This is a genomic window from bacterium (genome assembly GCA_041649255.1).
Taxonomy (GTDB): Bacteria; Hydrothermota; UBA3073; order JACQXS01; family JAQTXJ01; genus JAQTXJ01.
Window position 1 is genome coordinate 215,643 of sequence record JBAZNK010000001.1, and the last position, 24,800, is coordinate 240,442.

General features: G+C 35.5%; 22 protein-coding genes. 4 read left to right on the plus strand and 18 right to left on the minus strand.

All coding sequences use genetic code 11. The features are described from left to right. Positions 1–137: 137 nt before the first annotated feature. Both WC614_00920 and WC614_00925 read right to left on the minus strand, forming a co-directional pair. Positions 138–1,205 (minus strand): ABC transporter substrate-binding protein, encoded by a 1,068-nt coding sequence (locus WC614_00920; GenBank protein ID MFA5031556.1) that lies wholly within the window; start codon positions 1,203–1,205, stop codon positions 138–140. Between the two features lie 4 nt (positions 1,206–1,209). Next, positions 1,210–3,687 carry a TonB-dependent receptor gene (locus WC614_00925; protein ID MFA5031557.1) on the minus strand — a complete coding sequence of 826 codons (2,478 nt, stop codon included), beginning with the start codon at positions 3,685–3,687 and terminating at the stop codon, positions 1,210–1,212. Between the two features lie 145 nt (positions 3,688–3,832). Here WC614_00925 and WC614_00930 point away from each other — a divergent pair, with 145 nt between their 5' ends. Both WC614_00930 and WC614_00935 read left to right on the plus strand, forming a co-directional pair. Further along, a complete protein-coding gene (locus WC614_00930; protein ID MFA5031558.1) occupies positions 3,833–4,636 on the plus strand; it encodes a DNA/RNA non-specific endonuclease in 804 nt (267 codons plus the stop codon). Between the two features lie 76 nt (positions 4,637–4,712). Next, on the plus strand, positions 4,713–5,429 hold the full coding sequence (locus WC614_00935) for a hypothetical protein (GenBank protein ID MFA5031559.1): 717 nt from the start codon (positions 4,713–4,715) through the stop codon (positions 5,427–5,429). Positions 5,430–5,496: 67 nt separating this feature from the next. Here the strand turns inward: WC614_00935 and tgt are convergent, their stop codons facing one another. The 9 genes from tgt to WC614_00980 all read right to left on the minus strand — a co-directional run bounded on the left by tgt (position 5,497) and on the right by WC614_00980 (position 12,906). Beyond that, the gene (tgt, locus tag WC614_00940; GenBank protein MFA5031560.1) at positions 5,497–6,567 is read right to left on the minus strand and encodes a tRNA guanosine(34) transglycosylase Tgt; all 1,071 of its coding nucleotides are present in this window, start codon (positions 6,565–6,567) and stop codon (positions 5,497–5,499) included. A 14-nt stretch (positions 6,568–6,581) separates the two neighbouring features. Further along, complete coding sequence (locus WC614_00945) at positions 6,582–7,457, minus strand: cation diffusion facilitator family transporter (GenBank protein MFA5031561.1); 876 nt, start codon at positions 7,455–7,457, stop codon at positions 6,582–6,584. Positions 7,458–7,467: 10 nt separating this feature from the next. Next, on the minus strand, positions 7,468–8,766 hold the full coding sequence (tolB, locus tag WC614_00950; GenBank protein ID MFA5031562.1) for a Tol-Pal system beta propeller repeat protein TolB: 1,299 nt from the start codon (positions 8,764–8,766) through the stop codon (positions 7,468–7,470). 3 nt (positions 8,767–8,769) lie between these two features. After that, positions 8,770–9,351, minus strand: a complete 582-nt coding sequence (locus tag WC614_00955; GenBank protein MFA5031563.1) for an energy transducer TonB — start codon at positions 9,349–9,351, stop codon at positions 8,770–8,772. Beyond that, complete coding sequence (locus WC614_00960) at positions 9,348–9,755, minus strand: biopolymer transporter ExbD (protein ID MFA5031564.1); 408 nt, start codon at positions 9,753–9,755, stop codon at positions 9,348–9,350. The genes WC614_00955 and WC614_00960 overlap by 4 nt, the downstream gene beginning before the upstream one ends. Then, on the minus strand, positions 9,752–10,414 hold the full coding sequence (locus WC614_00965; protein MFA5031565.1) for a MotA/TolQ/ExbB proton channel family protein: 663 nt from the start codon (positions 10,412–10,414) through the stop codon (positions 9,752–9,754). The genes WC614_00960 and WC614_00965 overlap by 4 nt, the downstream gene beginning before the upstream one ends. A gap of 7 nt (positions 10,415–10,421) precedes the next feature. Beyond that, positions 10,422–11,102: a tetratricopeptide repeat protein gene (locus WC614_00970; GenBank protein MFA5031566.1), complete on the minus strand. Its 681-nt coding sequence runs from the start codon at positions 11,100–11,102 to the stop codon at positions 10,422–10,424. A gap of 142 nt (positions 11,103–11,244) precedes the next feature. After that, positions 11,245–11,724, minus strand: a complete 480-nt coding sequence (locus WC614_00975; protein ID MFA5031567.1) for an OmpA family protein — start codon at positions 11,722–11,724, stop codon at positions 11,245–11,247. Between the two features lie 129 nt (positions 11,725–11,853). Next, positions 11,854–12,906: an MFS transporter gene (locus WC614_00980; protein MFA5031568.1), complete on the minus strand. Its 1,053-nt coding sequence runs from the start codon at positions 12,904–12,906 to the stop codon at positions 11,854–11,856. A gap of 242 nt (positions 12,907–13,148) precedes the next feature. Between WC614_00980 and motA the strand changes: the two genes are divergently transcribed. Continuing rightward, a complete protein-coding gene (gene motA, locus WC614_00985) occupies positions 13,149–14,042 on the plus strand; it encodes a flagellar motor stator protein MotA (GenBank protein MFA5031569.1) in 894 nt (297 codons plus the stop codon). Next, the gene (locus tag WC614_00990) at positions 14,039–14,914 is read left to right on the plus strand and encodes a flagellar motor protein MotB (protein ID MFA5031570.1); all 876 of its coding nucleotides are present in this window, start codon (positions 14,039–14,041) and stop codon (positions 14,912–14,914) included. The genes motA and WC614_00990 overlap by 4 nt, the downstream gene beginning before the upstream one ends. Before the next feature lie 89 nt (positions 14,915–15,003). Here the strand turns inward: WC614_00990 and sppA are convergent, their stop codons facing one another. The 7 genes from sppA to WC614_01025 all read right to left on the minus strand — a co-directional run bounded on the left by sppA (position 15,004) and on the right by WC614_01025 (position 24,649). Continuing rightward, complete coding sequence (gene sppA, locus WC614_00995; protein MFA5031571.1) at positions 15,004–17,166, minus strand: signal peptide peptidase SppA; 2,163 nt, start codon at positions 17,164–17,166, stop codon at positions 15,004–15,006. 36 nt (positions 17,167–17,202) lie between these two features. Then, positions 17,203–21,021: a C25 family cysteine peptidase gene (locus tag WC614_01000; GenBank protein ID MFA5031572.1), complete on the minus strand. Its 3,819-nt coding sequence runs from the start codon at positions 21,019–21,021 to the stop codon at positions 17,203–17,205. Positions 21,022–21,093: 72 nt separating this feature from the next. Next, entirely contained in the window at positions 21,094–21,366 is a 273-nt protein-coding gene (gene rpmE, locus WC614_01005) for a 50S ribosomal protein L31 (protein ID MFA5031573.1), read from the minus strand. Then, positions 21,335–21,844, minus strand: coding sequence for a peptide deformylase (gene def / locus WC614_01010; GenBank protein MFA5031574.1), 510 nt, complete (start codon positions 21,842–21,844; stop codon positions 21,335–21,337). The genes rpmE and def overlap by 32 nt, the downstream gene beginning before the upstream one ends. Continuing rightward, the gene (aspS, locus tag WC614_01015; protein MFA5031575.1) at positions 21,819–23,564 is read right to left on the minus strand and encodes an aspartate--tRNA ligase; all 1,746 of its coding nucleotides are present in this window, start codon (positions 23,562–23,564) and stop codon (positions 21,819–21,821) included. Before aspS ends, def begins: the two co-directional genes overlap by 26 nt. Continuing rightward, a complete protein-coding gene (locus WC614_01020; GenBank protein ID MFA5031576.1) occupies positions 23,564–24,193 on the minus strand; it encodes an NYN domain-containing protein in 630 nt (209 codons plus the stop codon). The genes aspS and WC614_01020 overlap by 1 nt, the downstream gene beginning before the upstream one ends. Before the next feature lie 69 nt (positions 24,194–24,262). Continuing rightward, positions 24,263–24,649 (minus strand): VanZ family protein, encoded by a 387-nt coding sequence (locus WC614_01025; GenBank protein MFA5031577.1) that lies wholly within the window; start codon positions 24,647–24,649, stop codon positions 24,263–24,265. Positions 24,650–24,800: the final 151 nt, after the last annotated feature.

Below are 24,800 nucleotides of genomic sequence, written 5' to 3' on the forward strand. Positions count from 1 at the left end.
TAACTGAAAGATAAAATATAGTACTCTGGTTTAGTCTTAATGTCAACAAAGCCAAAAGCTATGAAAACCCTATCTTATATTAAAAAGTAGAAGAAAAATGGAAAAGGATATTGACAGAAATTTTTTAATATATCCTATTATTTATTTACTTTGTTTTCTGATGCAGGGATTTTTGTAAATAAAGAAGTGGTCCCTGATTGAAGCTTAACAATAAAAACATCTTTTTGGGGATCCGACTTTCCGTTATATCTAAAGGTTCCAGTTACTCCCTGAAATTCCTTTATAGACAATAATGCTCTATGTATATCAGCCGAACTTAAACTTTTTGTATTTTTCAATGCATCTAATATTATATTCATCGCATCAAACCCAAGAGCTACAAAAGTATTTGGATATTTATTATATTCTTCCATATAAAGAGAATCAAATTCATGAGCTACATTATTATTATTCATAAAGTAATGAGTTGAAAAATAAGCAGGCGTAGAATCATTTTTAAGAGCATCAAATAATTCAGGAGCATCCCAACCATCAGCACCTACAAATGTAATATTAAGCCCTTTTTCACGAGATTTTACTATAATGGGTTTTACACTTTCATAATATAGTGGTAAAAAAACCGTATTAAAAGTAAATTTTTCTATCAGACTATCTGCTTCTGTTTTATTGCCAATTGGTATAAGTTCTGTTTTTCCTCCAAGTTTTGCAAATTTATGCCTTACATACAGAGCAAGACTGCTTGAATATATATTTCCCGTATCAGCTACAATTTGAAGTTCTTTTTTATCCAATGTAGAATATAAAAATTCTGCAATTGCTTCGCCCTGTTGTTTATCTGTAAAACAAGTTCTAAAAAGCAATGGAGAGACTTTCGTAAGCGCACTATTTGTAGCTGCCGGTAAAATAATAGTGATTCCTAATTTTTTACCCTCTATGCCAGCAACTACCGCATTAGGAGAAATAAGAGGGCCAATTACAACTTTAACGCTTTCGGCTGCAAACTTTTTTAAGATTAGAGTTACATTGTTGGGGTCAGCTTCATTATCATCTACAACAAGCTCTATTCCCGGAGATATATCAGCTTTTAACTTGATACCTTCAAGGCAGTATTTCCCATAACTTGCTACAGGACCAGTTAAAGGAATATTTACACCAACCTTAACTTTACAGGAGTTAAAAAAAAGAAGGCTTAGAATGGTTAACACTTCATTAAAAATCTATTCCTCCCTCCACTCTGAAACCTCTTGGAGGAATAGGATAATATCTTGCTTCATTATTTAATTTATACCCAAAGTTCTTTCCTTTTTCATCCAATAGGTTATTGAGTCCAAGGGTCAATGAAACATTCGAGCGAATTATAAATTTTGATGTTACATCAACTGTCCCATAAGGAGGAATTGTTCCAAATTCATTTTTATAATCTATATAAGATTTTCCTTTCCATCTGTAACTACCCGTTAAGGAAAATACCGGAATTTTACTAATTCTTAATCCTATTTCTGCTTCCTGAAATGGATTCCCGGGGACAAAATAAGTACTGTCATCCTCTGCAAGGGATTTTGCTTCAAGTGTAGTATATGTTGAGAATAGCGAAATTGCATCTGTCACTCTTAAATCCATCGCACTTTCTATCCCCCGATGGAAAGCATTTCCATAATTTGTAAAGGTATTTGCATCAGCAAGAATCTGGTCTGCAATCTTTATATAAAAGACAGAAATACTTGCATTCATATTAGATTTTTTAATCCTAATTCCTGCTTCTGAAGTAGATAAAAATTCAGGTTTAAGCTCAATGTTTTTAACTTTTTCATAAGGCTTTGGTAAGCGTAATGCTCTATCAAAAGAGGCAAAAATATCAAACCCCTTTGCATCTATCAGAAAGCCCAAATTAGGCGAGAAAGCAGATGTATAACTTGGCGATGGGGCACCTATTGCGCCATTTTGGAACCAATATCCTACCCACTCTGCGTTAATTCCCGGTGTTATGGATACGCCATAAAATTTTTCCTTCCATTCCATTGAGATTCTGGGATTTATAAGTTGAGCATTATCATCCGCACTTGTATCCTTTTCGGGAATTATATAATTTTTAGTCGTTCGTCTACGATCAAACTCCCAATCAACATTAGACGTTAGCGTAAAATTATCCTTTTTATAACTACTATTCCCGGAAAGATTTATTCCATTCATCCTTTGTTTTAACAACGGGAGTTCTATATCATAAGTTTGAGGCATTGCATTGAAATTCAGTAAAAAATTATAATCCTTACCTTCGGACATATACTGAGAGGATAATCTTATAGTTTGCTGATACTTTTTTTCCTTATCATCTCCTGCTGCTTCAGGATTTGTAGCTATTTCTGATGCGGTAAGTCCACCGGGGAGTGTAATATTGTTATTTTGCAGGTCAAAAGATAGAGCAATATTACTACTTCTATCCATTGGAAAACTAGATTTAGCATAGAAACTCCTTATATCGTAAGTCTCTTCGTCTCGCCATCCTCTTCCCTTCCTTCCGTTTGTATTTGCCCATACTGACCATACATCTGAAGCAGAAAAAGTAATTCCCAACCCAATATCTTTTCCATCCGTTGTAGATATTGAAAATTTATTTTTCTCTTTCTCTTTTGTCATAATATTTACTATACCGCCGGCAGCTTTCCCGCCATAGGTAGAAAGTGAACTTTTAATTATTTCTACCCTTTTCACTAATTCAATAGGAACGTTACTCCAATTAACTTTTCCATCAAGGTCGTTTATAACTACCCCATCTATAGCAACTGCCGTATATTTAGAAGGATCCATTCCTCTTATTTTAATAGAACTAAAGATTCCGCTTCCGGTAGGGTCAACGACTGATACTCCTGATACCTGAGATAATAAGGAAGGGACATCTCTTGCCCCTGAATACTCTATTTCTCTACGAGATATTATGTCTACTCCTTTTGGAGTTTCGAATAATTTCTCTTTTATCCTCTCTCCCCTGACGACTACTTCATCCAGTAAATAAACAGGCATTTTATCATTTGGAATCAAAAGAGTTCCGGTTATTGGGATAAGGGTTTCTGTCAAGGTAGATATTTTCCCGGGATAAAGAACTATAAGTTTTATTGCTGTATTATATCCTTTTTTTGACAATAAAATAGAATGTTCCCCGAATGGAATAAGGTCAAGTCTTGTAGGTGTATTACCAACATATTCACCATCAAGTAAAATTTCAGCCCCGGATGGATTAGTTCCGATTTGAATACTACCAAACTCTAATTCTTCCTCACCTTTTTTTATGTGAAAAATAGATTTTGCAAGCAATTGGGCAGATTGAGAAAGATCACCGTTAACTGTAACAATAGTATCCGTTCTATTATTAGAAAAATTGTGAAATATAACTTGAACGCGATATTTATTAGAAATCTTTTTAACTTTTCCACCTACAACACCAGAAATGTTTGCTTCTCTACATAATTTTGTAACATCCACAAGTGTCATAGCGCTGGAGATTCCTATGCTTTCCTCTCTTTCTTTAGTTAATACGGGGATAAGTTTCCCTAATTCTGCTCTAAACATATTTGTCATCTTGACAGCCTGAATCCCTGTTGCTTTAGTGGATGCAAAGTCAAATATTGCAACTGAATCTATTAACTGTGACTGATTAAATAAAATTAAAGTTAAAATTATAGTATTTATCATAGTTTCTTAATTTATAATGCTAAAAAATTTTGTCAATCTTTTTTCAATATAAAGTTTCTTCATAACATAATATAGTTTTGTATTGACTTTTAAATCATTTTAGAAATTATATACACTTTAGCGATATAACGACATTATACTAAAAATGAGAAAAAAAGGCAAACATGAAAACACATCTATATTATTTTTTATATCCGCCATTCTCTTGTTTAGTTTGTTTGTCCTGTTTAAGCAAAACATACTCTCCCCCGGCAAGACAAAATTTGATGCTATGTGCATCCTCCCTTCATATATCCCGGGGAACAATGATATAATAAAACATACGGGATATACTCTGAAATATGATGAATCATATGAACAACCCGAATGGGTGGCATATAAATTGACATACGAAATGACAAAAGGAACTTGCAAAAGAACTGATAATTTTCGTCCTGACCCAATAGTAAAAACAGGTTCTGCGGAGCCGTCCGATTATAAAAGTTCAGGTTATGATAGAGGACATCTGGCACCTGCGGGAGATATGAAATGGTCTGATAAAGCAATGTCCGAATCATTCTATATGAGCAATATGAGTCCACAGAAACCGGGGTTTAATAGAGGCATATGGAAAAAACTAGAAGAACAGGTAAGACAATGGGCAAAAGATAACCGAGAAATATATATCATTACGGGACCAATATTATCAAAAAATCTGCCAACTATAGGAAAAAATAAAGTTGCCGTACCGTCTTATTTTTACAAGGTAATTCTTGACTTAAAAAAACCCGAAATCAAAGGGATTGGATTCGTTTTACCCAACCAATCATCAACAAATCCTCTTACAACTTATGCAGTAACTATAGATTCCGTAGAAATCTTAACGGGAATAGACTTCTTCCCCAGCATCCAGGACACTCTGGAAAACAGAATAGAATCTTCCCTACAGAAAAATAAGTGGGGTTTTTAATCCAATTATTTCTTGACTTTTTAACGAAATATATTAGTTATCTAGAATTGTTAATTTATTAGATTAAGGGGGTGATGTGGACTGTAAAAGAAGTAATGCTTCGACTAACGGAGCAAACTTTCCTGTCGTAAGGCAGGGAAGAAAAGTACAGACAGGAGGAGAAATGCGTAAATTTGCAACAATCTTAGCATTGAGCGCAGTTATAGCAGGAACAGCTTCCGCAGTAGATATGGGTGGAAAAATTGGTTTTGGAGTAGGCCCCGCACCAATAACAGTAGACTTTAAACCCGGTTCTATACTAGAACCTGCCCTTTTTGGAATGAGAGTAGGAATTTCAAATTTCATTATAGTCGAACCAAAGATATTATTTACACAAATTGGTCTGGAAGATAAAACTGACACCACAAATACCATGAAGTATTCCGCTTCCATAATGGGAATTTGCGAAAGAACACTTTTTACCCTTAAAAGCAAAGAAAAATCCAATCTTTATGGAACAGTTGGACTTGGATTTGGAAATGTAACTGGCAATATAGAACCGGAAGACACTTTAGTGACAAAACAAAAACTTTCAGGAATGCTTTACGGCGTATCTTTAGGACTGGCATTAGAACATTTTATAACACCTAATTTTTCAGTATTTATTTCGTCAGAAGGTGGATATGCTGGTGGTTCAGTAAAAGGCGAAAACCAGGACGGAAGTAGTCCCGCAGATAAAATATTAGAAGTAAATGGTCATGGATTATTAATCGGAAACACACAATTCAGTCTTATGTTCTTCTGGTATCTTTAATTTGAAAATATAATAGAAAAGCCTGATAACTTTCAATAGTTTTCAGGCTTTTTTTATTAAGTAATTTTTATAACTTATCTTCTAAAATCAAATTTTTGATTCTTTGCATTAATTTTATGTAGTAATTAATATTATGCAACGTCAAAAGCACAGGGCCTAATATTTCATTTGTATTGAATAAATGCCTTATGTATGCGCGGGTATAATTTGCACAGGTATAACAATCACAGGTATCTGAAATAGGAGCAAAATCTTCTTTGTAAATTGCGTTTTTTATTACTAATTTTCCTTCATTCGTAAATGCGGTTCCGGTTCTTCCTTCCCTTGTCGGCAATACACAATCAAACATATCAATCCCATATTTTACGCATTCCATAATGTCTTCCGGTTCTCCTGCTCCCATAACATAATGTGGTTTATCGTCCGGCAATTCCTCTGACAAACCGGATACTATTTCATACGATACATTTTTAGGTTCCCCGCAAAATACCCCGCCGATAGCTATTCCATCAAGTCCGATTTTTAACATCTCCCTGCAGGCATATTTTCGCAAGTCTAAATAACTGCCTCCTTGAACTATACCAAATATCAAATTGCCTTCGTTTGCTTCCTTACATCTCCCTGCCCAATTAGTCGTGCGTTTTACGGACTGTTCACACGTTTCTATCGTTGCAGGCCAACGAACACATTCGTCCAGTATCATTTTAATATCCGACCCTATATCATTTTGAATTTTAGCTACAATTTCGGGCGTGAATCTATGGCTTGAACCGTCAAGATGGGACTTAAAAGTTACTCCGTCATCATCTATTTTTCGTAAATCCGAGAGAGAGAAGACTTGAAACCCACCGGAATCAGTTAACACAGGTATGTTTTTTAATCCGGTAAAATTATGAATCCCGCCTGCCTTTTTAATAATTTCCGTTCCGGGTCTAAGATAAAGATGATAGGCATTCATACACACAAGCTGAGCGCCTATATCTTTTAAGTTTTTCCACACTTGTGTTTTAACCGTTCCTTGAGTGCCAACCGGCATAAAAACGGGGGTTTCTACTATCCCGTGTGCAGTATGGAGTTTGCAGACTCTTGCCCGGGATATTTTAGATTGATGAACGACTTCCCAGTATTTTTCAGGCATTAGAAATGTAACTTTTATTCCGTATCTTCTTGTTTAGGTTCTAGGTGGATCATAATTTGTGTGCCCGGGAATTCTTTTTTTATATCTTCTTCTAAGTGGTCACAAAAACTATGAGCCTTTTCAAGGTTGGTATCTTTTTTTATAGTCAAATGAAAGTCGAGATGTCTTTCTGAACCTGCTTTTCTGCCACGCAATTCATGGAAATCAACGAACTCTGAATTATGTTCATTAATTATTTTATGGATTCTACTTAAATCATCCTCCGATAATCTAAAATCAGTAAGGTTTCTGAAAGAACGGGTTACGAGTTCCATAGATGTCCTTATAATAAATAATGCAACAATAATTGCAATTATTGGGTCTAATATTTCCAGCTTAAATATTTTAATTAAAAACAATCCGACAAATATTCCAACAGAAGTATAAACATCCGTTCTTAAGTGTAAGGCATCTGCCTCAAGCGCAATGGAATCGTATTTTTTACTTATTTTGTATAAATAATTAGAAACAAAAAAATTTATTATTGACGAACCAGCCATTACGATAATTCCTAATTCTAAAAATTCTATCTGTGTTTTGTGGTATAACATTTTATGAATTGCCTGATAAATAATCCAACCTGCAGCAACAAAAATCAACTGCCCTTCTAAAAGTCCTGATATGTCTTCGAATTTCCCATAGCCATAGCGGTGTTTTTCATCTGCCGGATTACTTGCTTTTTTTATTGACAAAAAAGCAATTAGCGAGGCTATTAAATCCATCCCGGAGTGTATTGCTTCGGAGATAATGCTAACAGACCCACTAACAACGCCTATAATAAACTTACTGATAACTAAAAAAGTATTGGATATGTTTGATACAAGCGCAGCTCTTAGTTTTACATTCTTCATGGTGTTGATTTTACTTTGTAGTCTTGAAATAGGGCGACCAGCGAGAGGAGTAACATCCATCAGCTAAACCGGCTATCCTTTTTTGACAGGAACCATCCCAGTGCATAGTATAAACTTCATATCTACCGCCACGATCGGAAACAAAACATAAATGCAATCCGTCCGGAGACCAGCTTGGTTCCTCGTTGTTTCCTTCATACGTAAGACACATTTCATTCTCTCCATTTACAGAAATCGTATAAATTTGGAAACGGTTTCCTTCCTGGGATACATAAGCAATTCTATCTCCTTTTGGTGACCATACCGGCGATGTATTATAATTGCCCGAAAATGTAAGTCTTCTGGTATCCGAACCATCGCTTCCCATAATGTATATTTGTGGGCTACCACTTCTATCCGAAACAAATACAATTTCGTTTCCGTTGGGTGACCAATTGGGCGATGTGTTTATGCATCCACTTACCGTAAGTCTTGTAAGATTTTTTCTTTCTCTTGACATCGTATAGATTTCTGAGTTTCCACTTTTCGTCAATACAAGTGCCAATTTGTTTCCATTTGGCGACCATGCAGGAGCCGTATTCATTCCGAGAGCAGTCGAAAAAACATTTAAGTCCCTGTTCATAAGATTCATACCGTATAAATATATGTTTGAACCTTTATATAAGGTGAACATTATGTATTCGCCCCGCGTATCCCAGGCAGGGGAAAGATGTAACTCCCCGGTTTTTGTAAGTTGGGCAAGTGTTTCTCCATCGTAATCCATAGTCAAGATTTCTTTGCTTGCTCCCTTTTTCATAGCACACAAAATTTTTGTTTGATTTATACCCTTTTCTCCGGTTAAACTTTCAATGATATCATCCGATATTTCGTGTGCTGTAGTCCTTTTATTATATTTTAGGGTATACTCTTTTTTACTAATTTTTCGGCTTAAGAACACATCATAAACTGTGACTTCTAAATCTTTTGTCTGTTTTTTAGTTTTCAGGTCCATTCCTTTTGAGATGGATACAAGAGTTGTTACACCCTGCGAAAACCATTGTGGGAAATCTATCTTCCCTAATTTTGTAACAAAAGTAGTTTCAGGTTTTATTAAGTTGAAATATAAAGAAAATTCCAAATCTGCTTCTATGATTTGTTTTAATTCTTTTGCTGTTTGTTTCTGCGAATCAGATGGAGCAACAAGTTCAATTACCGCAACCCCCATCTTTTTCCTTTCTCCTCTAGTAATCCTCAAGTATACATCTTGGGCAAAAATTGTATTCAAAGGAATTAATACCAATATTATTCCGGAAAATAATTTTAAGTTCATTTTTTATTGTACATATCCAAATTCAAGATTCACGCCGAGTTCCGCTTTTTTAAATTCTTCGGGCAGGGGAGGCAATTTTCTTGTAGCATAAAGCGCACCAAGCGCCGCCTGGTCATAATAATAATTACCCGAGGACGTTGCCAGTTTTATCCTGTCAATTTCTCCATTCCGTTTAATTACAAAATAGACTACCGCAGAAATTTTACCGCTTTCTCCCTCATATGGATTCCGCCAATTTTCATCTATTTTTGCCATAATTATGTCAAAATAATAAGAATATTGAAAATCCCCCGTAGGATAAATATTACCAAGTTTTCCCTTGTATCCGGATTTCGAACCTTTTGATTTTTCGGACTTTTCAGATTTTTTAGATTCTTTTTTCCCTGTTTTTATGGCATCTTCTGCCGGCTTTTCTGTCTTTTCCGTGAATGCCGTAGATACCGGTTGTTCCGGCATAGACATTATGCTAACCTGATACGCGCTCACAGGATAATCAGGTTTTTCTTTTTGGAACAATGCAAACAAAGGGACTACGCCAAGCACAACAATGTGTAAGCTAAAAGATAATAACAATGCATTTCTCATTTTGCGCTTCTGGTGCGCTCTAATTCCGCAGCAAGCCCAAGATTTTCTACACCTGCCAATTTTATTTTCCCAACAATATCAATAACCGTACCGTACGGCACCTCTTTATCAGACTTGAGATAAACTGCTTTCCCGGGTTGTGAGGACATAAAAGCTTTAAATTTATCCCCGAAATCTACTAAAGACACTTTTTTATCGTCAATAAATATTTCTTTGTTTTTATTAATCGTAACCATTATGCTTTCTTTTTCCGTAATTTTAGCCGCTGATGTTTTGGGCAATGAAACATCCATACCTGCTTTCAATAAAGGAGCTGATACGATAAATATAATGAGTAATGTCAAACTTACGTCAGTAAGCGAGGTGATATTTATTTCCGCCATCATTGTTTTTGCTCTTCTCATAATGATAGCCGTATTTCGTTGATTAACTCTTTTTCAAACACTTCCAACTCATCAATAAACTTATTCGCCCTATTCAGAAGATAGTTATAAAATGCCACCGCCGGAATAGCTACACATAATCCTGCCACAGTTGTAACAAGCGCTTCTGCCATTCCCGGAGCCACAACATTTATATGAGCAGACCCAAACGTTTTTATATCCATAAATGCATCCAGTATTCCCCAAACTGTTCCGAGCAACCCAAGGAAAGGACTTATAACTACCGTAGTAGCAAGAAAAATTAATTGGCTCTCGATTTTATGTTTCTCTTTTACCAGGCTATGTTCCATAGAGGAAAAGCTCATTGTTTCTTTTATATTTTTATTTACTTCCTGGTTCATCCCGCTAATCGGTCTGTATGCAGAATCAAAAATTCTGGACAATGGACAATCAAATTCGGTATTTAATTTATAAAATTCGCTTAATGAGGTCTTTTTATGAAAAGCCGATAAAAACTTATCATTACGAATAGATATTTTTCTAAATTCTTTAATCTTATATATAAAGATAGCTATCGCTATAACTGAGATGACAAATAGTATGATGATTATTGATTTGCCGGCCCATCCTGAAGCAAGAGTTGCGCCACCTATATTCCATTTTGATAAAGCGTTTAGCATGTTTGGGTTATTTCTTTTTGGTTGTATCTATAAGCATTTCTTTTGCAAGTTTTGCTTCAGCAGAATTAGGATATATCTCCGTTAATTTTTTTAAATATTCTTTTGTCGCCAGAGTATCATTTGTCATTTTCGAAATACTGATAATTTTGTATAACGCAACGGGAACTTTTTTACTAAATGGATAATTTAAGGTAGTATTTTTGAAAGCCTGCAAAGCAGAAGGATAATCTTCCAGCGAATAATAACACTCCCCAAGCCAATATTGAGCATTATCTGCATCGGAAAAATCGGATAAAAACCTTCTGAATCCATTAATTGCAAGTTCATAATTTCCTTTGGTAAAATCTGTATACGCTATGTTGTAAATTTCCGAACTACTTTTTTTAGTCGTATCGCTTACGCTACTGGGCGTTCTTTTTCTATAAAGTTCCTGTAACTCATTGATTCTATTTTCTATTTTTTCTGTTCTGTCTCCTAATTCCGATAATTTAGTCCCTATTTCAGCCCTTGTATAGGAAATAGCATTTATCTCTTCTTTTGATAAACTATCCACTTGCACCTCTATTTTCTTGGTGTTAGTGTCAATATCGTTTATCTGCTTTTTAGTGTTTTGTATGGAATTGTGGACAGCACAACCACTAAACAAAAAAACAACTAAAACCAATAACGCACTACTTTTTTTTCTCATACTCTAAAAAAGAGTGCGGCTGAAACTATAAGAAACTCTTCAGTCTGTTGTAGAGCTCCTTATCCTTTAGGATAAAATTTCCTACTACTTACATTAAATAGTAAAAACTTTTTTATCGACAGCCGCACTATAATTTCAATAACTATTTTACCTTGAAATCTGCTCTTCTGTTCTGAACTCTTGCCGTTTCCGTATGTGCCGGATCAACAGGTTTTTCTTCACCGTAACTAATTGTTGAGAGTCTTTCTGCATTAACTCCAAGCTTCACGAGATAATCTTTTGCCGCATTAGCTCTCTTTTCTCCAAGTGCCATATTATATTCGTTAGTTCCTATATCACAGGTATTCCCTTCTATAAGAACGCTAACATTTGGGTACACAGCAAAAACTTTTGCATTTGCTTCAAGAATCTTACCATCATCTGTTCTTACGACATATTTATTGAAGTCAAAATGTACAGTTTGCAGTTTTCCCTGTATGGCTTCAGAACTTGGCATAGTATCTACCGGAGCCGCTTCTTCAACTACTGGTTCTGGCAATTTTTCCTCTACTTTTGCCACCTTCTTCTGACAACCCATTACTACAAAGAAAGCAACCAAAACAAGCAATAATTTTTTACTCATATTTCACCTCCTGTTATACGCACTTTAATGAGTAACTCTTTTTTGTCAATAAATTTTTGAGTCATTACATTTTATTGTGTGTAAAAGTTCACGTTTTTGAACAATTATATATAAATTTACTATTGACGATTACGGATTTATTTTTATAAAAGCTCCTGCTATCGACATTAGCGCCGCCACAAACATTACCATAGGATACCCAAATATTCCGGCCATTCCACCAATCAAAGGGCCTACGATACCGGCCAAACCGGTAAGCGAATTAAATATTCCTGCTACACTCGAATGTTCTTCATTACGTTCCATCAAATATTTTAAACAACCAAGATAAAGACATGACCAGGAAAATGCCAAAAGCAGTTGAAAAGGTAAAATCTGTTTATATGTATGACATAAGCCAAAAGCAATAAAAGTAGCAATAGAAAAATACAATCCCATTTGAATCAATTTGGTACTTTTGACTTTTCCTAAGTATAACATAAAGAAAAATTGTCCCAAAGAGTTAAGACCATAAATTATCCCTATCCATAATTTATTGGCTCCAAGTTCTGCCAAAAACAATGGGAATATTGTCCAAATTCCAAAAGCTCCGGAATGTCTTAAAAAGAAAGACAAGTAGATTCGCCAATTTTTTTTAAAAAGCGCTGCATCAAAAAATGGTTGTTTAATCCGAACATTTTCCTGTTTTAAGAAAAGCAATGCAACAAAAAAGGACACAAAAAAACATATAGCCGAGAATAAAAAAAGATTTTTATATACTGCGATAACGCCTGCCACAATAGAACCTACAGTCCACCCTAACGAACCGGATGCAGTAAAAGCTCCAATGTTAGTATTCCTTCTGTAAACAGCTGCTAATATGGCAGCAGGAAACATACCAATAGCAAAACCTGCTAAACATCTAATGAAAAAAAGTGAAGTAATATTAAAAATAAATCTATGAGAGAAAAACACAACGGCAGAAAAGAAAAGTCCGATTAAAATAAATACTTTGCCTCCTTTTAAATCTGCAAGGCGACCAAACAAAGCAGAAGATAAAAAAAGCATACCGTTATAAGCCGCAACTAATGCTCCAATCGTCGCAGAATTTGCGCCACAATCTTTCGCAATTAACGGAATAAAAATAAGAACACTCACAAATGCTACATTTGTCGCAAATTGTATAAAATAAAAAGTTGTCAAATCATTCCCCCTAAAATTAAAATAACAAATATTACAAAAAAGAGTATAGTCAAGCTTTGCTTGAAAAATACTTGAAGCTTTTTAATTACTATTATTTGACAATTTTAGGAACAGATTAAAAAAATGAGCAAACCTCTTGACTTTTAATTTTAAAGTATTATATAGTAAGATAATAGGATAATAGGCAATAAAGTCGTGACAATAAAAATTTTTTAATATAGATTTTTTTAATTAAATAAAAAATGTTTTTTATTATTGGGATCGTTCTAATTTTGGGAGTAGTTATGGGCGGATTTGCCCTTTCGGGTGGAAATATTAGTATTTTGATTCAACCCATAGAAGTAGGTATGGTATTTGGTATTGCCCTGGGGGCTTCTTTGATTGCTAACCCTCCCAAAGTAGTATTTGGTTCTTTTAAGGCTCTAATTGCTGCCGTTAAATCAAAAGGTTATACAAAGAAAGATTATGCGGAAGTATTAATATTGTTATATCAATTAGTTTCAAAAATAAAAAGAAACGGGCCTTTATCTGTTGAAGCTGATGTTAACTCTCCAACTAATAGCGAAATATTCAAAAAATACGGCAGTAATTTTCTCAAAAATCATCATTTTGTTACTTTTCTTTGTGATAATCTTAAAGTTATTGTAAGCGGCAGCATAACGGCAAATGATTTAGAAACTTTGATGGACAACGAAATAGAAGCTTTCCATGAGGAATCTATGCTTATATCGCACAGCGTAGCCAGAACATCGGACGCTATGCCCGGATTAGGATTGGTAGCAGCAGTATTAGGAGTAGTTCTAACTATGGGAAAAATAGACCAACCGGCTGAAGTCATCGGCGAAAGCATTGCCGCAGCACTATTAGGGACTTTTGTAGGTATATTAATGTGTTATGGTTTTATCGGCCCATTTGCTACAAATCTTGAGTATAAAGCCAATGATGACATTGTCTATCTTAAAATCATAAAAACTGCATTATTAGCATTGATAAATGGCGCTTCTTCTATGATGGTAATGGAACACGCCAGGAGAGTTATTCCCAGCGACAATAAGCCCACTTTTGAGGAGCTGGACCGTATGCGAAACCCGATAGACAAGGGAAGTTCCACATCTGCCCCACCACCTAAGAAATGAGTCAACAACTACCTCCCATTATAATAAAAAAAGTAAAAAAAGTTGTTAGTGGGTCTGCGCACGGAGGGTCATGGAAAATCGCTTATGCCGATTTTATGACTACTTTGATGACTTTTTTTTTAGTTATGTGGCTTATAACTATGGCTCTATCCCAGGGCAAAAGACAAGACCTTGTTGAATACTTTAAAACCTATAATATTTTTCTTACAACTAATGCTTATAAAGAAAGCACATGGATTCAAAAAGATTCAGTCGCGGAAACTCCCCAAAAAACTGTTGATTTTGAAGGGCTGAAAAAAGAATTGAATGCTACTATAGAAGCAAGATTATCAGATTTTAAAAAAAATATAAGCATCAACGAAGAAAAAACTACCGGGTTAAGAATAGATATCAGTGACCCTGAAGGAAACTATATATTTTTGTTAGGACGCCCTGAGTTATTGCCCAGCGGTAAAAAAATATTAAAAGAGATGTGTAATGTCCTGAAAGAAATTGATAGTAAAATTGCAGTAGAAGGACATACAGATGCAAACCAGTACCCCACAAGCCAATATACCAACTGGGAACTTTCTACAGAAAGAGCTTCTTCGGCAAGAAAAGAACTTGAACTTGATGACATAGGACCGGAGCGTATCGCTATGGTAACGGGATATGCAGATACTAAACCTATTATAATAGATGACCCTTATGATGGAAGAAATAGAAGAATAAGTCTCCTGATTTTGAGTCCTCCTGTTTTTGGAGGAGATACCACTAAAACAAACACACCGGAAGAAACATCTAAGGAATCTACAAAAGAACAGCCCAAAGAGCAGTCCAAAGAATCACCTAAAAAATCCACTAAAGAACCTCACAAGAAATCCCACAAATAAAGCTTCTTTGTCTTCTCTTTAGTTAATCTTCCTGTATTCTGTTCTCTGTGGTTGATATTTCTTCTGTTATATTACACTAATACCTCTTATTAAAAGATCCCTTTCTTAACCGGGAATATTACAATTTCAGGCTCTTTTGTCAATCCTGCTTCTTTTTTTGCAATTTCAATCGCCTTTAATAAACCACAATTCTCATCTACCAACTTAATTCCCTTTGCGCTTGTACCACTCCATATTCTTCCCTGTCCTATTGAGTCTACGGCAGATTTTGACATTTTTCTGCCTTCCGCAACTCTTGAAATAAACTTATCATAAAACCATTCTATTTCGCGTTGAAACTTATTTTGTTCATCATTTGTAAAATGCCGCAATCCTGCATAAGCATCCGAATGTTCGCCTCTCTTAACTACATCGTGTGTAATGCCTAATTTCTCATAAAGCCCATTCCATATAATATTCGCTCCGAAAACGCCTATTGAACCTGTAAGCGTATAATTATCCGCAACTATTTTATTTGCCTGACATCCAATATAATAACCTCCCGAACCTGCAACATCTCCCATAGAAACGATTACAGGTTTTTTAGCCATCGTCTTTTTCATTGCTCTTAAGATTACTTCCGACGCAAACCCATCACCGCCACCGGAATTTATACGAAACACAACGGATTTTATGGATTTGTCCTTTTCTATATCTTTGAATGCTTTAACCAATGACTTTGAACCGATAGTTTTTGTCCCAAAAAGCCAATCCTTCGAGCTCTCTCCCGTTATTATGTCTCCTTCGGCTATAAGGACGGCTATTTTAGGAGAAGATTTGTCCGGCTGCCATTCGGTCGGAACTTTCCGTTCCTTGAGCATCTTGTCTAATTTTTCTACTTTTGTCTTTTTGTTAATAAGCGTTTTTACGAAATCATCCAGCTCATCCTCATAAATAACGGTATCTACTAATCCATTCTTTAAGGCATCATCCGAGTTAAAAAACGCTTCCGTATTTACAAGTTTTTGCAAACTATCTAATGGCAAGCTTCTGTTCACGGCAATCTCCGCAACCATAGGATTCCAAATGTCGTCGAGAAGAGCGCCTATTTGTTCTTTGCTTTCATCGGACATATCTTTACGTTCTAATGCTTCTGTAGCGGATTTGTATTTCCCGACACGGGCTATATCCGCCTCAACTCCAAGTTTTTCCATAGTTCCTTTTAAATAAACCGATTTTACGGATAATCCCGGAATTTCAACATAACCAAGAGGTTGCAAGACAATATAATCCGACAGGGAAGCAAGATAATAACTTCCAAGTCCATATTCATTTGCAAATGTAATTATTTTTTTACCTTTTGCTTTGAGTTCTTTGAGTTCATTGTAAAGTTCTTCAAGTTGCGCCATCCCTAACGAATAATTTTCAAACCTGATAACTATGGTAGTTATGTTTTTATTGTTTTTAACCTTTTCAAGCTTTCGTAATAAATTATAAAATACGGGTTCTTGTTTTCCAAGAGTAATCCCAAAAAAGTTTGTCTCCATTTTCAACTCAGGATAAGCGCCTTTAATATCCAATCCAACCGCTCTTTTTTTATTTGATTTTATGGGGACGGAGCGATATGTCTCATTAGAGGCAATCAATGATACTTCCTGAGGATTGGTTTCTTTATTCTTAAATCCGCCGATTTTAAAATTGCCAAACGAAATTTCTGCTCCGACATTTATCACCTTATCTTTTCCACTTTTTACGGCAATGCTTATTCCATTTATTAATTCTACTCCTACTCCGTAAAAGTAATCTTTTATACTATCCTGTTCATAACTGTAAGTTGCGTCATAAAACAATGTAACTCTGTCCGTTAGAGGTCTAACGGCTATACCAATTTTAACGTCAGGATTACTTTTTACGGGCATAAATGCTCCGGTTGAAATAAATCTGCTGGGTCTGAATATGCCGCCTACTGTATAAATAGAGCTTTTTCCATATTGATATTCGCTTCCGTAACCAAGATATAATATGTTTACTAAATTGATTCCGGTCCCGGTCATAAGGACGGGATAATCATTCCCTTTGAATTTAACTCCAAACCCGCTGTTTCCGATTAAAGTAGAAAAAATATGTTCATCGTTTTTAAACATATACATAGCTTCCACTCCCATATTCATCCCAAGCCCGGCGGGATTCATAAGCAAAGCTTCGCTCCTGCGGGAAGTGCTGACTGAACTTCCATCAAAAGTTAAAAATAACACCATTATTAAGTTGAACATCTATTCCTCCTTAAAATTTTTGTTATATTATAAATTTCATTGTATCAAAATAACTTTCCTTATCATTTTATATTCCCCTGCACTAAGCTTTATAAAATAGACTCCCGACGAATAAGCCGTAGCATCCCATTTTACAGTATTGGTCAATAATTTAGGAGGGAGCGTTATGTTTTTTACCATTCTTCCTGTAATATCATAAATCGTTATTTCTGCCTTAGTATCTCTCGCTAACAGCTTATAACTAATAACGGTACTTCCAACAAATGGATTAGGGTCTATCTTCAATTCCGCATTCCGCAATCCCAAATCCGAAATCGATGAATCTTCTACTCCAAGTTTATCTCCAATTTTAATAACAAATTCATTTCTATTTTCATATCCGGTTCCCTTAATATTTAAAGAAAATCTCATTTTATGCCCTATGCTTAAACCGGTTTGGGGAACAAACGAAAAAGTTCCGTTTACAAATTCATTCATTGATATATCTCCAAAATACACACTATCATCAATAATGTTTACCAATGAATCAGTAGTTCTTAAAATAACATATACCGAAGAAAAATCTTTATTCTCTGCCGCAAGAGAAGCAGTAATATTTATCTTCTCCCCGGCTTCGACAATATTATTGTTGCTGTCTTTTACTGAAATATTAGTTCTATTTATTAAGGGGAATTCTTGTAATGGACCTACATTTATATCATCCACATAAAAACCTTCCGCAACGTTTTTGTTGTCCGAAACAAAACTAAATCTTACCTGTAAAGTGCAGCCAACAGGGTACGACAACAAACTATAAAAACGTGGCAACCAGTCATTTGAAAAATATTTGTCCGCTGTATCTTTATTAGCTAATGCGCCACCGGAACCAATAAGGTCAAGAGTATCCCATATTGTATTTCTGCCGATTTCCACATAAATTCCATCCGCTCCATAAGTAGTAACATTAAACCATGACCAGAAAGATAAATACGAATCCGGTCCCAAAATAAATTCAGAACTTTTTAACCAGCAATTCGTACTGTTGTTATATTCCCATTGTCCTGCATTCCCACAATAATATGAATATACGCCGGAATGCGCTCCGTGCGCCGTCAATAACCAATTGTTATTTGTGCCCCCGGTAGTCCAAATCGTATCGCTTTCAAAATTATCAGAGAAACAATTTATTCCCTGCCCTATATTTAACCAGAAACTATCCTTAAATGAATAAGTTCCCGTTGTAGAAATAATTGTAAATTTTTGATATGATGGAACAGGGCATATAGAGTTTATTACAATCTTATACGGTATAGTTGCCGAAGAATCCCGGGCAATAGTCCCGAAACTTTTTATACTATCAATCATCGTTATGTATTGGGGACTTTCTGTTTGTAATTCGCTGATAACATTATTGGCTATACCACCTGAATCTTTTATAGTTATGTATAAATCAAGAGTGTCTCCCGTATATGGCATGACTGCCGTAGAACAGGATTTATAAACAATTTCAGGTGTTTGCGCCGTAAAGTTTAACGGCACGGAATTAAATCCCGGAATATTCAATAAACTTTGTAATATATGATTATTCGGACAATCATTTCTAACACAAAAACTAAAAGCGCCCGATTTAATACTATCGGATAATATATTACCAAAATTGTTTGCGCTATCTATCAAAATCATAAAGGAGTCTTGTGTCCTTAAAACTGTATTCACATTGTTTGCGGTTTGGGAACCAAAGTTTTTTAGTTCCACCGTAATGTCAATTTTTTCTCCCGGGTTTATCTCTCCATTGCCACCTGAATCTATTATGGAATGGCTGTAATATCCCGGATTGGCGCCGGCACCAAAGATTTTTATAACGCTCCGGTGTTGATAAAAATTATGTCCTGTAACCGTAAGCAATAAATTTCCGGTAGAAGACGGAGATACTGCAAAATTAACTTCCCCCGATTCATCCGTAAAATCACGTTCATATACTTCATTCCCTTTATAACAACAAACAAGAGCATTTACAACCGGAGTATTATCGTTTCTTACATTAATTTTTAAATTACTTGTCCCAACAGGGATACTATCAGGAGATTCTACATTCAACATAGATAATGTGTCCGTGTATATATCCAGTTGCGGGTCTCCGAGCAAATTAAGTTCGTATTGGTGCCATCTGTAAACGTTTTTATCTCTGGAAAATGGGACATAATCAAGTTTAGTTTGAGCAAGAGTCTGCCCGATTTTTGTTATATTTGATTTAAATAAATTAAAATAAAAATCTTCGTCTATTTTATCCGAATATCCATATCCCGGATTTCCCTGCGCCCCCCAGCCATATCTGGAATTTGCAATTACTGCAACTCCCCCGCCATTAGGGTTTAGAATCCAATGTTCTGCAACACAATTATAATCGAAAGCTCCTACCCAACAACCAATTGAATATAAAATCCCCTGGGTATTATTATTTTTTAGAGTATCCACATCCGTAATGCCTAAATTATCCGGACCTGTCCCCATAAGATTAATCCATCCGTGTCCGTCGTGGTTCAATAATGCTTTACCGGAATTTATTGCATTAATGACACTTGTCCGATTTTCATTTGCTTTTGATTCATATAGTTTTTCTATACTGAAATTCTGGGGAAATAAATTACCAATTATATCTTTAGAGATACCTGCGTCCGTATACGGAGAAGACCATAAAATTTCAGCAAAAAACAATGCCTTATTCAAATAACTATTAGAAGGATTTTCTTCATATTTTATAGTTTTATTAACAAAATTTATCACATCATTGCCGCTTTTAACGGGAGCTCTCCCGACAAAAACATCCGGATAAAGGTCAACGTTGTCTGCCAACTCGCCAAAAGTTCCGTTTCCGTTTGTGTCCCAAGTTCCGTCCAAATCCGAATAATACAAATCCGAAGGGATACTATCTTCGTTTTGCATTGCGCCCCCATTTGAAGTCATTGCATAAGCCGTTCTCGAAGGAACTATATCTACATCTCCGCCTAATAATACCCATACTACACCCGAATCAGCGGCAAACTTAATAAAATTCCGTATTTTTTCCGCTAGGTCTCTGCCTGCATAATTTGTATTTATCCATTCTGTGGTTCTTATAACCGTCTTTACTCCACGAGCAGTTTTCCAGTTGGCAAAAGACTCAAAAACAGAAACAAGTGAATCCGCAGTTATAATTAAATATTCATACCCATTATTATTGAACTTGCATTTTGTAGAAACAAAATCTTCAGGGTTTATAATTATTGATTTAACCAAATCACCAAATACCGGCTCAAATGTATATTTTTGAACATTCTGCTGTAATTTTGACGGTTCAAGTTCTAAGCTTATTTTTAGCTCTGTATAGAGTTTAAGTTTTTTACTCGCCGGAATATATTGCAACGGACATACAAGAACTTCAGCAACTTTATAATTTCGAATATTGCCTTCCCCAATAAATTCAACGATTTTACCGGGATACTCAGAATTGGAATTATATACAATCGGATTCGGAGGAACAACAGATTTTTTTACAGGCATAGAAATTATCTGAGGTGGCTGGGCAGGAAAAATATTATATTCCCCGGGTAAGTATGTAAAATTACTTGCCTCTACTTTTACGCTTTTTACGCTTTTGTCTTCAGGAATTAAAAAACGTATACACTTTACCGGAAGTTGTGGATTCCCCTGTATATCTAAATAAGCCTCTGTTTTAGTAGAAGTTATAAATGAATTTTTAGCATTATTCGAAAATCCGGGAATAGTATAGTTATTGTAGGTCTTAAGAGAAACGTCCGCTTCATTAAAATATACTGATTTTGAAAGTTGAGTTAAAGCGGAAGTAATACTTGCCAAAACCAATATGCATATATGCATTGACCTCTTCTATCTGAAAAACCTTAATAAAGGGTAGGTGAAATGATTTTATTCCACCTACCCAATCACAAATTATTTTTTGCTTGTTTTCTTCGCTGATTTTACGGCTTTTTCCGGCTTTTCTACCTTTGCTGCTACCTCTGGCTTCTTTTCATATTTCTTTCTGAATTTTTCTACTCTACCGGCAGTATCAACAAGTTTTTCTTTCCCGGTGAAGAACGGATGGCATTTAGCACAAATTTCTACATGTATTTCTTTTTTTGTAGAACCCGTTGTTACAACATTTCCACAGGCACAGATAATCTTTGCATCCCTATAATACTGAGGATGGATTTTTTCTTTCATAGTCACCCCTTTTCCACAAACGCTCAAAATTGAGCCGTTCCGTTGGACTTAATTTATCTACAATAAGTATCCCATTTAAATGGTCTATTTCGTGTTGAAGAACCCTTGCCAGCAAATCACCTACCTCTATAATTTTTGATTCTCCGTTTTCATCTAATCCTCGTACTACTACATAATTCGGTCTTGTAATAGTAATTTCCACACCGGGAAAAGATATACAGCCCTCATCTTCCGTAAATTCTCCTCTGGATTCAATAATCTCAGGATTAATGACTACAATATTCTCTTTTCCCACATTTGCAAGAACTATTTTTTCAAGTATTCCAAACTGATTTGCCGCAAACCCAACTGCCTTATATTTTTTCATAGAATCTGCCATAATCTTAATAACATAATTAATATGTGCAGGGTCAAAATTAGTAACTTCACAAGTCTTGCTTCTCAAAGCAGGATTAGGATATATTCTTGGTCTGTTCATCTTTCTTTATTTTTATGCTTAGTTCTTCTAATTGTGCTTCCGTAGCCTCCGAAGGAATGTCTTCCAACAAACCCACTCCGCTTAAAGTTTTAGGGAAAGCAATTACATCCTGTATGCTGTTCATTCCCAGTAATATCGCAGTAAATCTATCCACGCCAAGCGCAATTCCTCCGTGCGGCGGTGCGCCATATTCTAAGGCTTTCAGCAGGCAACCAAAATTCGCTTCCCGCGACTCTGCGTCCATTCCTACGACACCCAGGATTTTTTCCTGTAGTTCTCTTGTATGCGGCCTTATACTGCCTGAACCAAGCTCCACACCATTAAGAACAAGGTCATACAGTCTCCCGATTGTAGCATCAGGATTAGATTCCATATTTGTCTCATCTTTTGGAGTTACAAAAGCATGATGTGCAGTAACCAATTTTTTTGTAACCGCATCCCTGTCAAACATAGGGAAATCCGTTATCCAGGTAAACTCATACTGCCCCGGTCTTTGCAGTAAATAATTATTTATAATGTAATTACGAATTCCGCCTAATGCTTCGTTCGCCCGCTTACGCTCACCGGCAACAAACAATAAGCTGCCCGGTTTACTCCCGGTAAGATTCTCCAGTTCTTTTAATGCTTCGGGATTAAAAAACTTGGCAACGCTACCGGAGAAAGTATTGTCTGCATATTTAAGCCAACCCAATCCCATACCATAACCTTTTGCCACGTTTTCAAATTCTGCTATCATTTTCCGTGATACATCCGTCTCAAAGAACAAACATTTTACGGCCTGCGCCGACTTGAATATGTTAAAATCCGTTTTATGACACAATTCCGTTACATCTTTTAAATATAATTCATATCTTAAATCCGGTTTATCGCTTCCATAAGTCTCCAGCGCTTCGTTGTAAGTCATTCTTCTGAGTGGTATATTCAATTGTATATTACACAATTTAGAAAATACATATTGCATAAGTTTCTCAATAAGAACAAATATTTCTTCTTCATCAATAAACGATAATTCTATGTCAAGTTGAGTAAATTCCGGCTGCCTGTCTTTTCGCTGGTCTTCATCTCTCATACATCTTGCAAACTGGTAATATTTTTCAAATCCTGCTATCATAAGCAACTGTTTATAAATCTGTGGAGATTGAACTAACGAATAAAACTTTCCTTTATGTATTCTTGAGGGCACAAGGAAGTCTCTCGCACCTTCCGGTGTGCTTCGCCCCAATAAGGGAGTTTCTACATTAATAAAATCTTGAGATTGAAGATGTTCGCTTATTAAATACATAAGTTTGCTTTTAAAAATTATTGCTTTTTGCATAGATATGCGTCTTAAATCAAGATACCTGTATTTTAATCGCAATTCGTCTTTTGCAGTTATCTCATCCGTTATAACAAATGGTGGGACAGCAGAATTAGAAAGGATTTCAATTTTCTCTGCCTCTACATCTATTTGCCCGGTGTCCATCTTAAGGTTCTCCATTCCTGTCGGTCTTGACACCACTTTCCCGGTAACGGCAATAACCCATTCATTACCGATAGCTTTTATTTCTTCAAGTAAACTATCTTCTTTTACTACAACCTGTGTAATACCGTATCTATCCCTTAAATTTATAAAAGCTACTTTGCCGTGCAATCGCAATCCTTCAACCCACCCGGCAAGTTTAACGGTGTTGTTTTCGTTTTCTTTTCTTAATTCTCCGCAATTATGCGTCCTCAATTTCATTATTTTCCACCTTTCCCGTTGTTTCTGCCATATAAAAGGTCATCGCCTATAGGGAAAAAATCATCCGCAACTTCTTTTAATTCCATTGCGGTATTATGAGGGAAACTATAGACTTCAACTCTAGGCCCTCTTGCTTTGACTGTTTCTACAAGGCTTACAAAATCCCCATCCCCGGAAACAAGCGCAACCACATCAAGATTATCAACCATACTCAATATCTCAAGAGCAATTTCCATATCATAATCTCCTTTTTGAGAACCGTCTGCTCTTTGGATTAATGATTTACGCCTTACGTCAAAAGAGTGGTGTTCCAGAAGTGATACAAATCCCGATTGGTCAATTTCAGGGTTTTCAATCATATAAGCAGTTGCTTTTATCAGCCTTCTCCTTTTAACTGCATGATGTAAAAGTTTCATATAATCAAGTCTTGATTCGTAATTCTTTTTTGCGGCATAAAACATATTTTGGACATCCACAAATACGCCTACTTTTAAGTTTTCCCATTTTTTATTATGGTTTTTTAATGCTTTGTATTCATATTCAAGTTTTTGAATCCTGATATTTAAGTCATTTACACGATTAGAAACATCACTCAAACTCAATACTTGTGGTTTTTTAAACAATCTCATCCTTTCCTCCTGATAACAAGCCCATATAATCACTGCCTACCGCAGACAGGCATCTATTATTTATCATTTTTATAATGTTTTTGGTAGGATAACAAGTCCACATATACAACCTATAGAATTAGCAGCGAAATCCGCCCATTCCACTGTTCTTCCCGGAATGAAATGCTGATGTAATTCATCTATTGCTGCAAAACATAAGATAATACATAATTTTATTGGCACACTATATTTATTAGAGCTCCGAATTTTACCAAGCTCTTTCCACCTCCGGTGGATTAGAGATTGGTATCCGGTTTCACCGGAAAAAACCAAAAATGCAAGTATAAAATATTCACTAAGGTGTGCTAATTTGTCTATACCAAATATCTTATCTACCCCGGGTACTTCAAAATTAGGGATACTTGATACTATAAGCATCAACGCTGTCCATATAAACGCCAGCCTATATTGCTTCATTCTCACCTCCTGCCCATCGTTTTTTCATCACTAACAGGCAAATAAAAAGACTTCTATTTGTTGCTCTCCATTTATTTATATTTACAGATACTTTGCTATTATGTATCTATTTTTTTATTTTGCAAGTATTTTTTATTTTTTAACCCCAAAC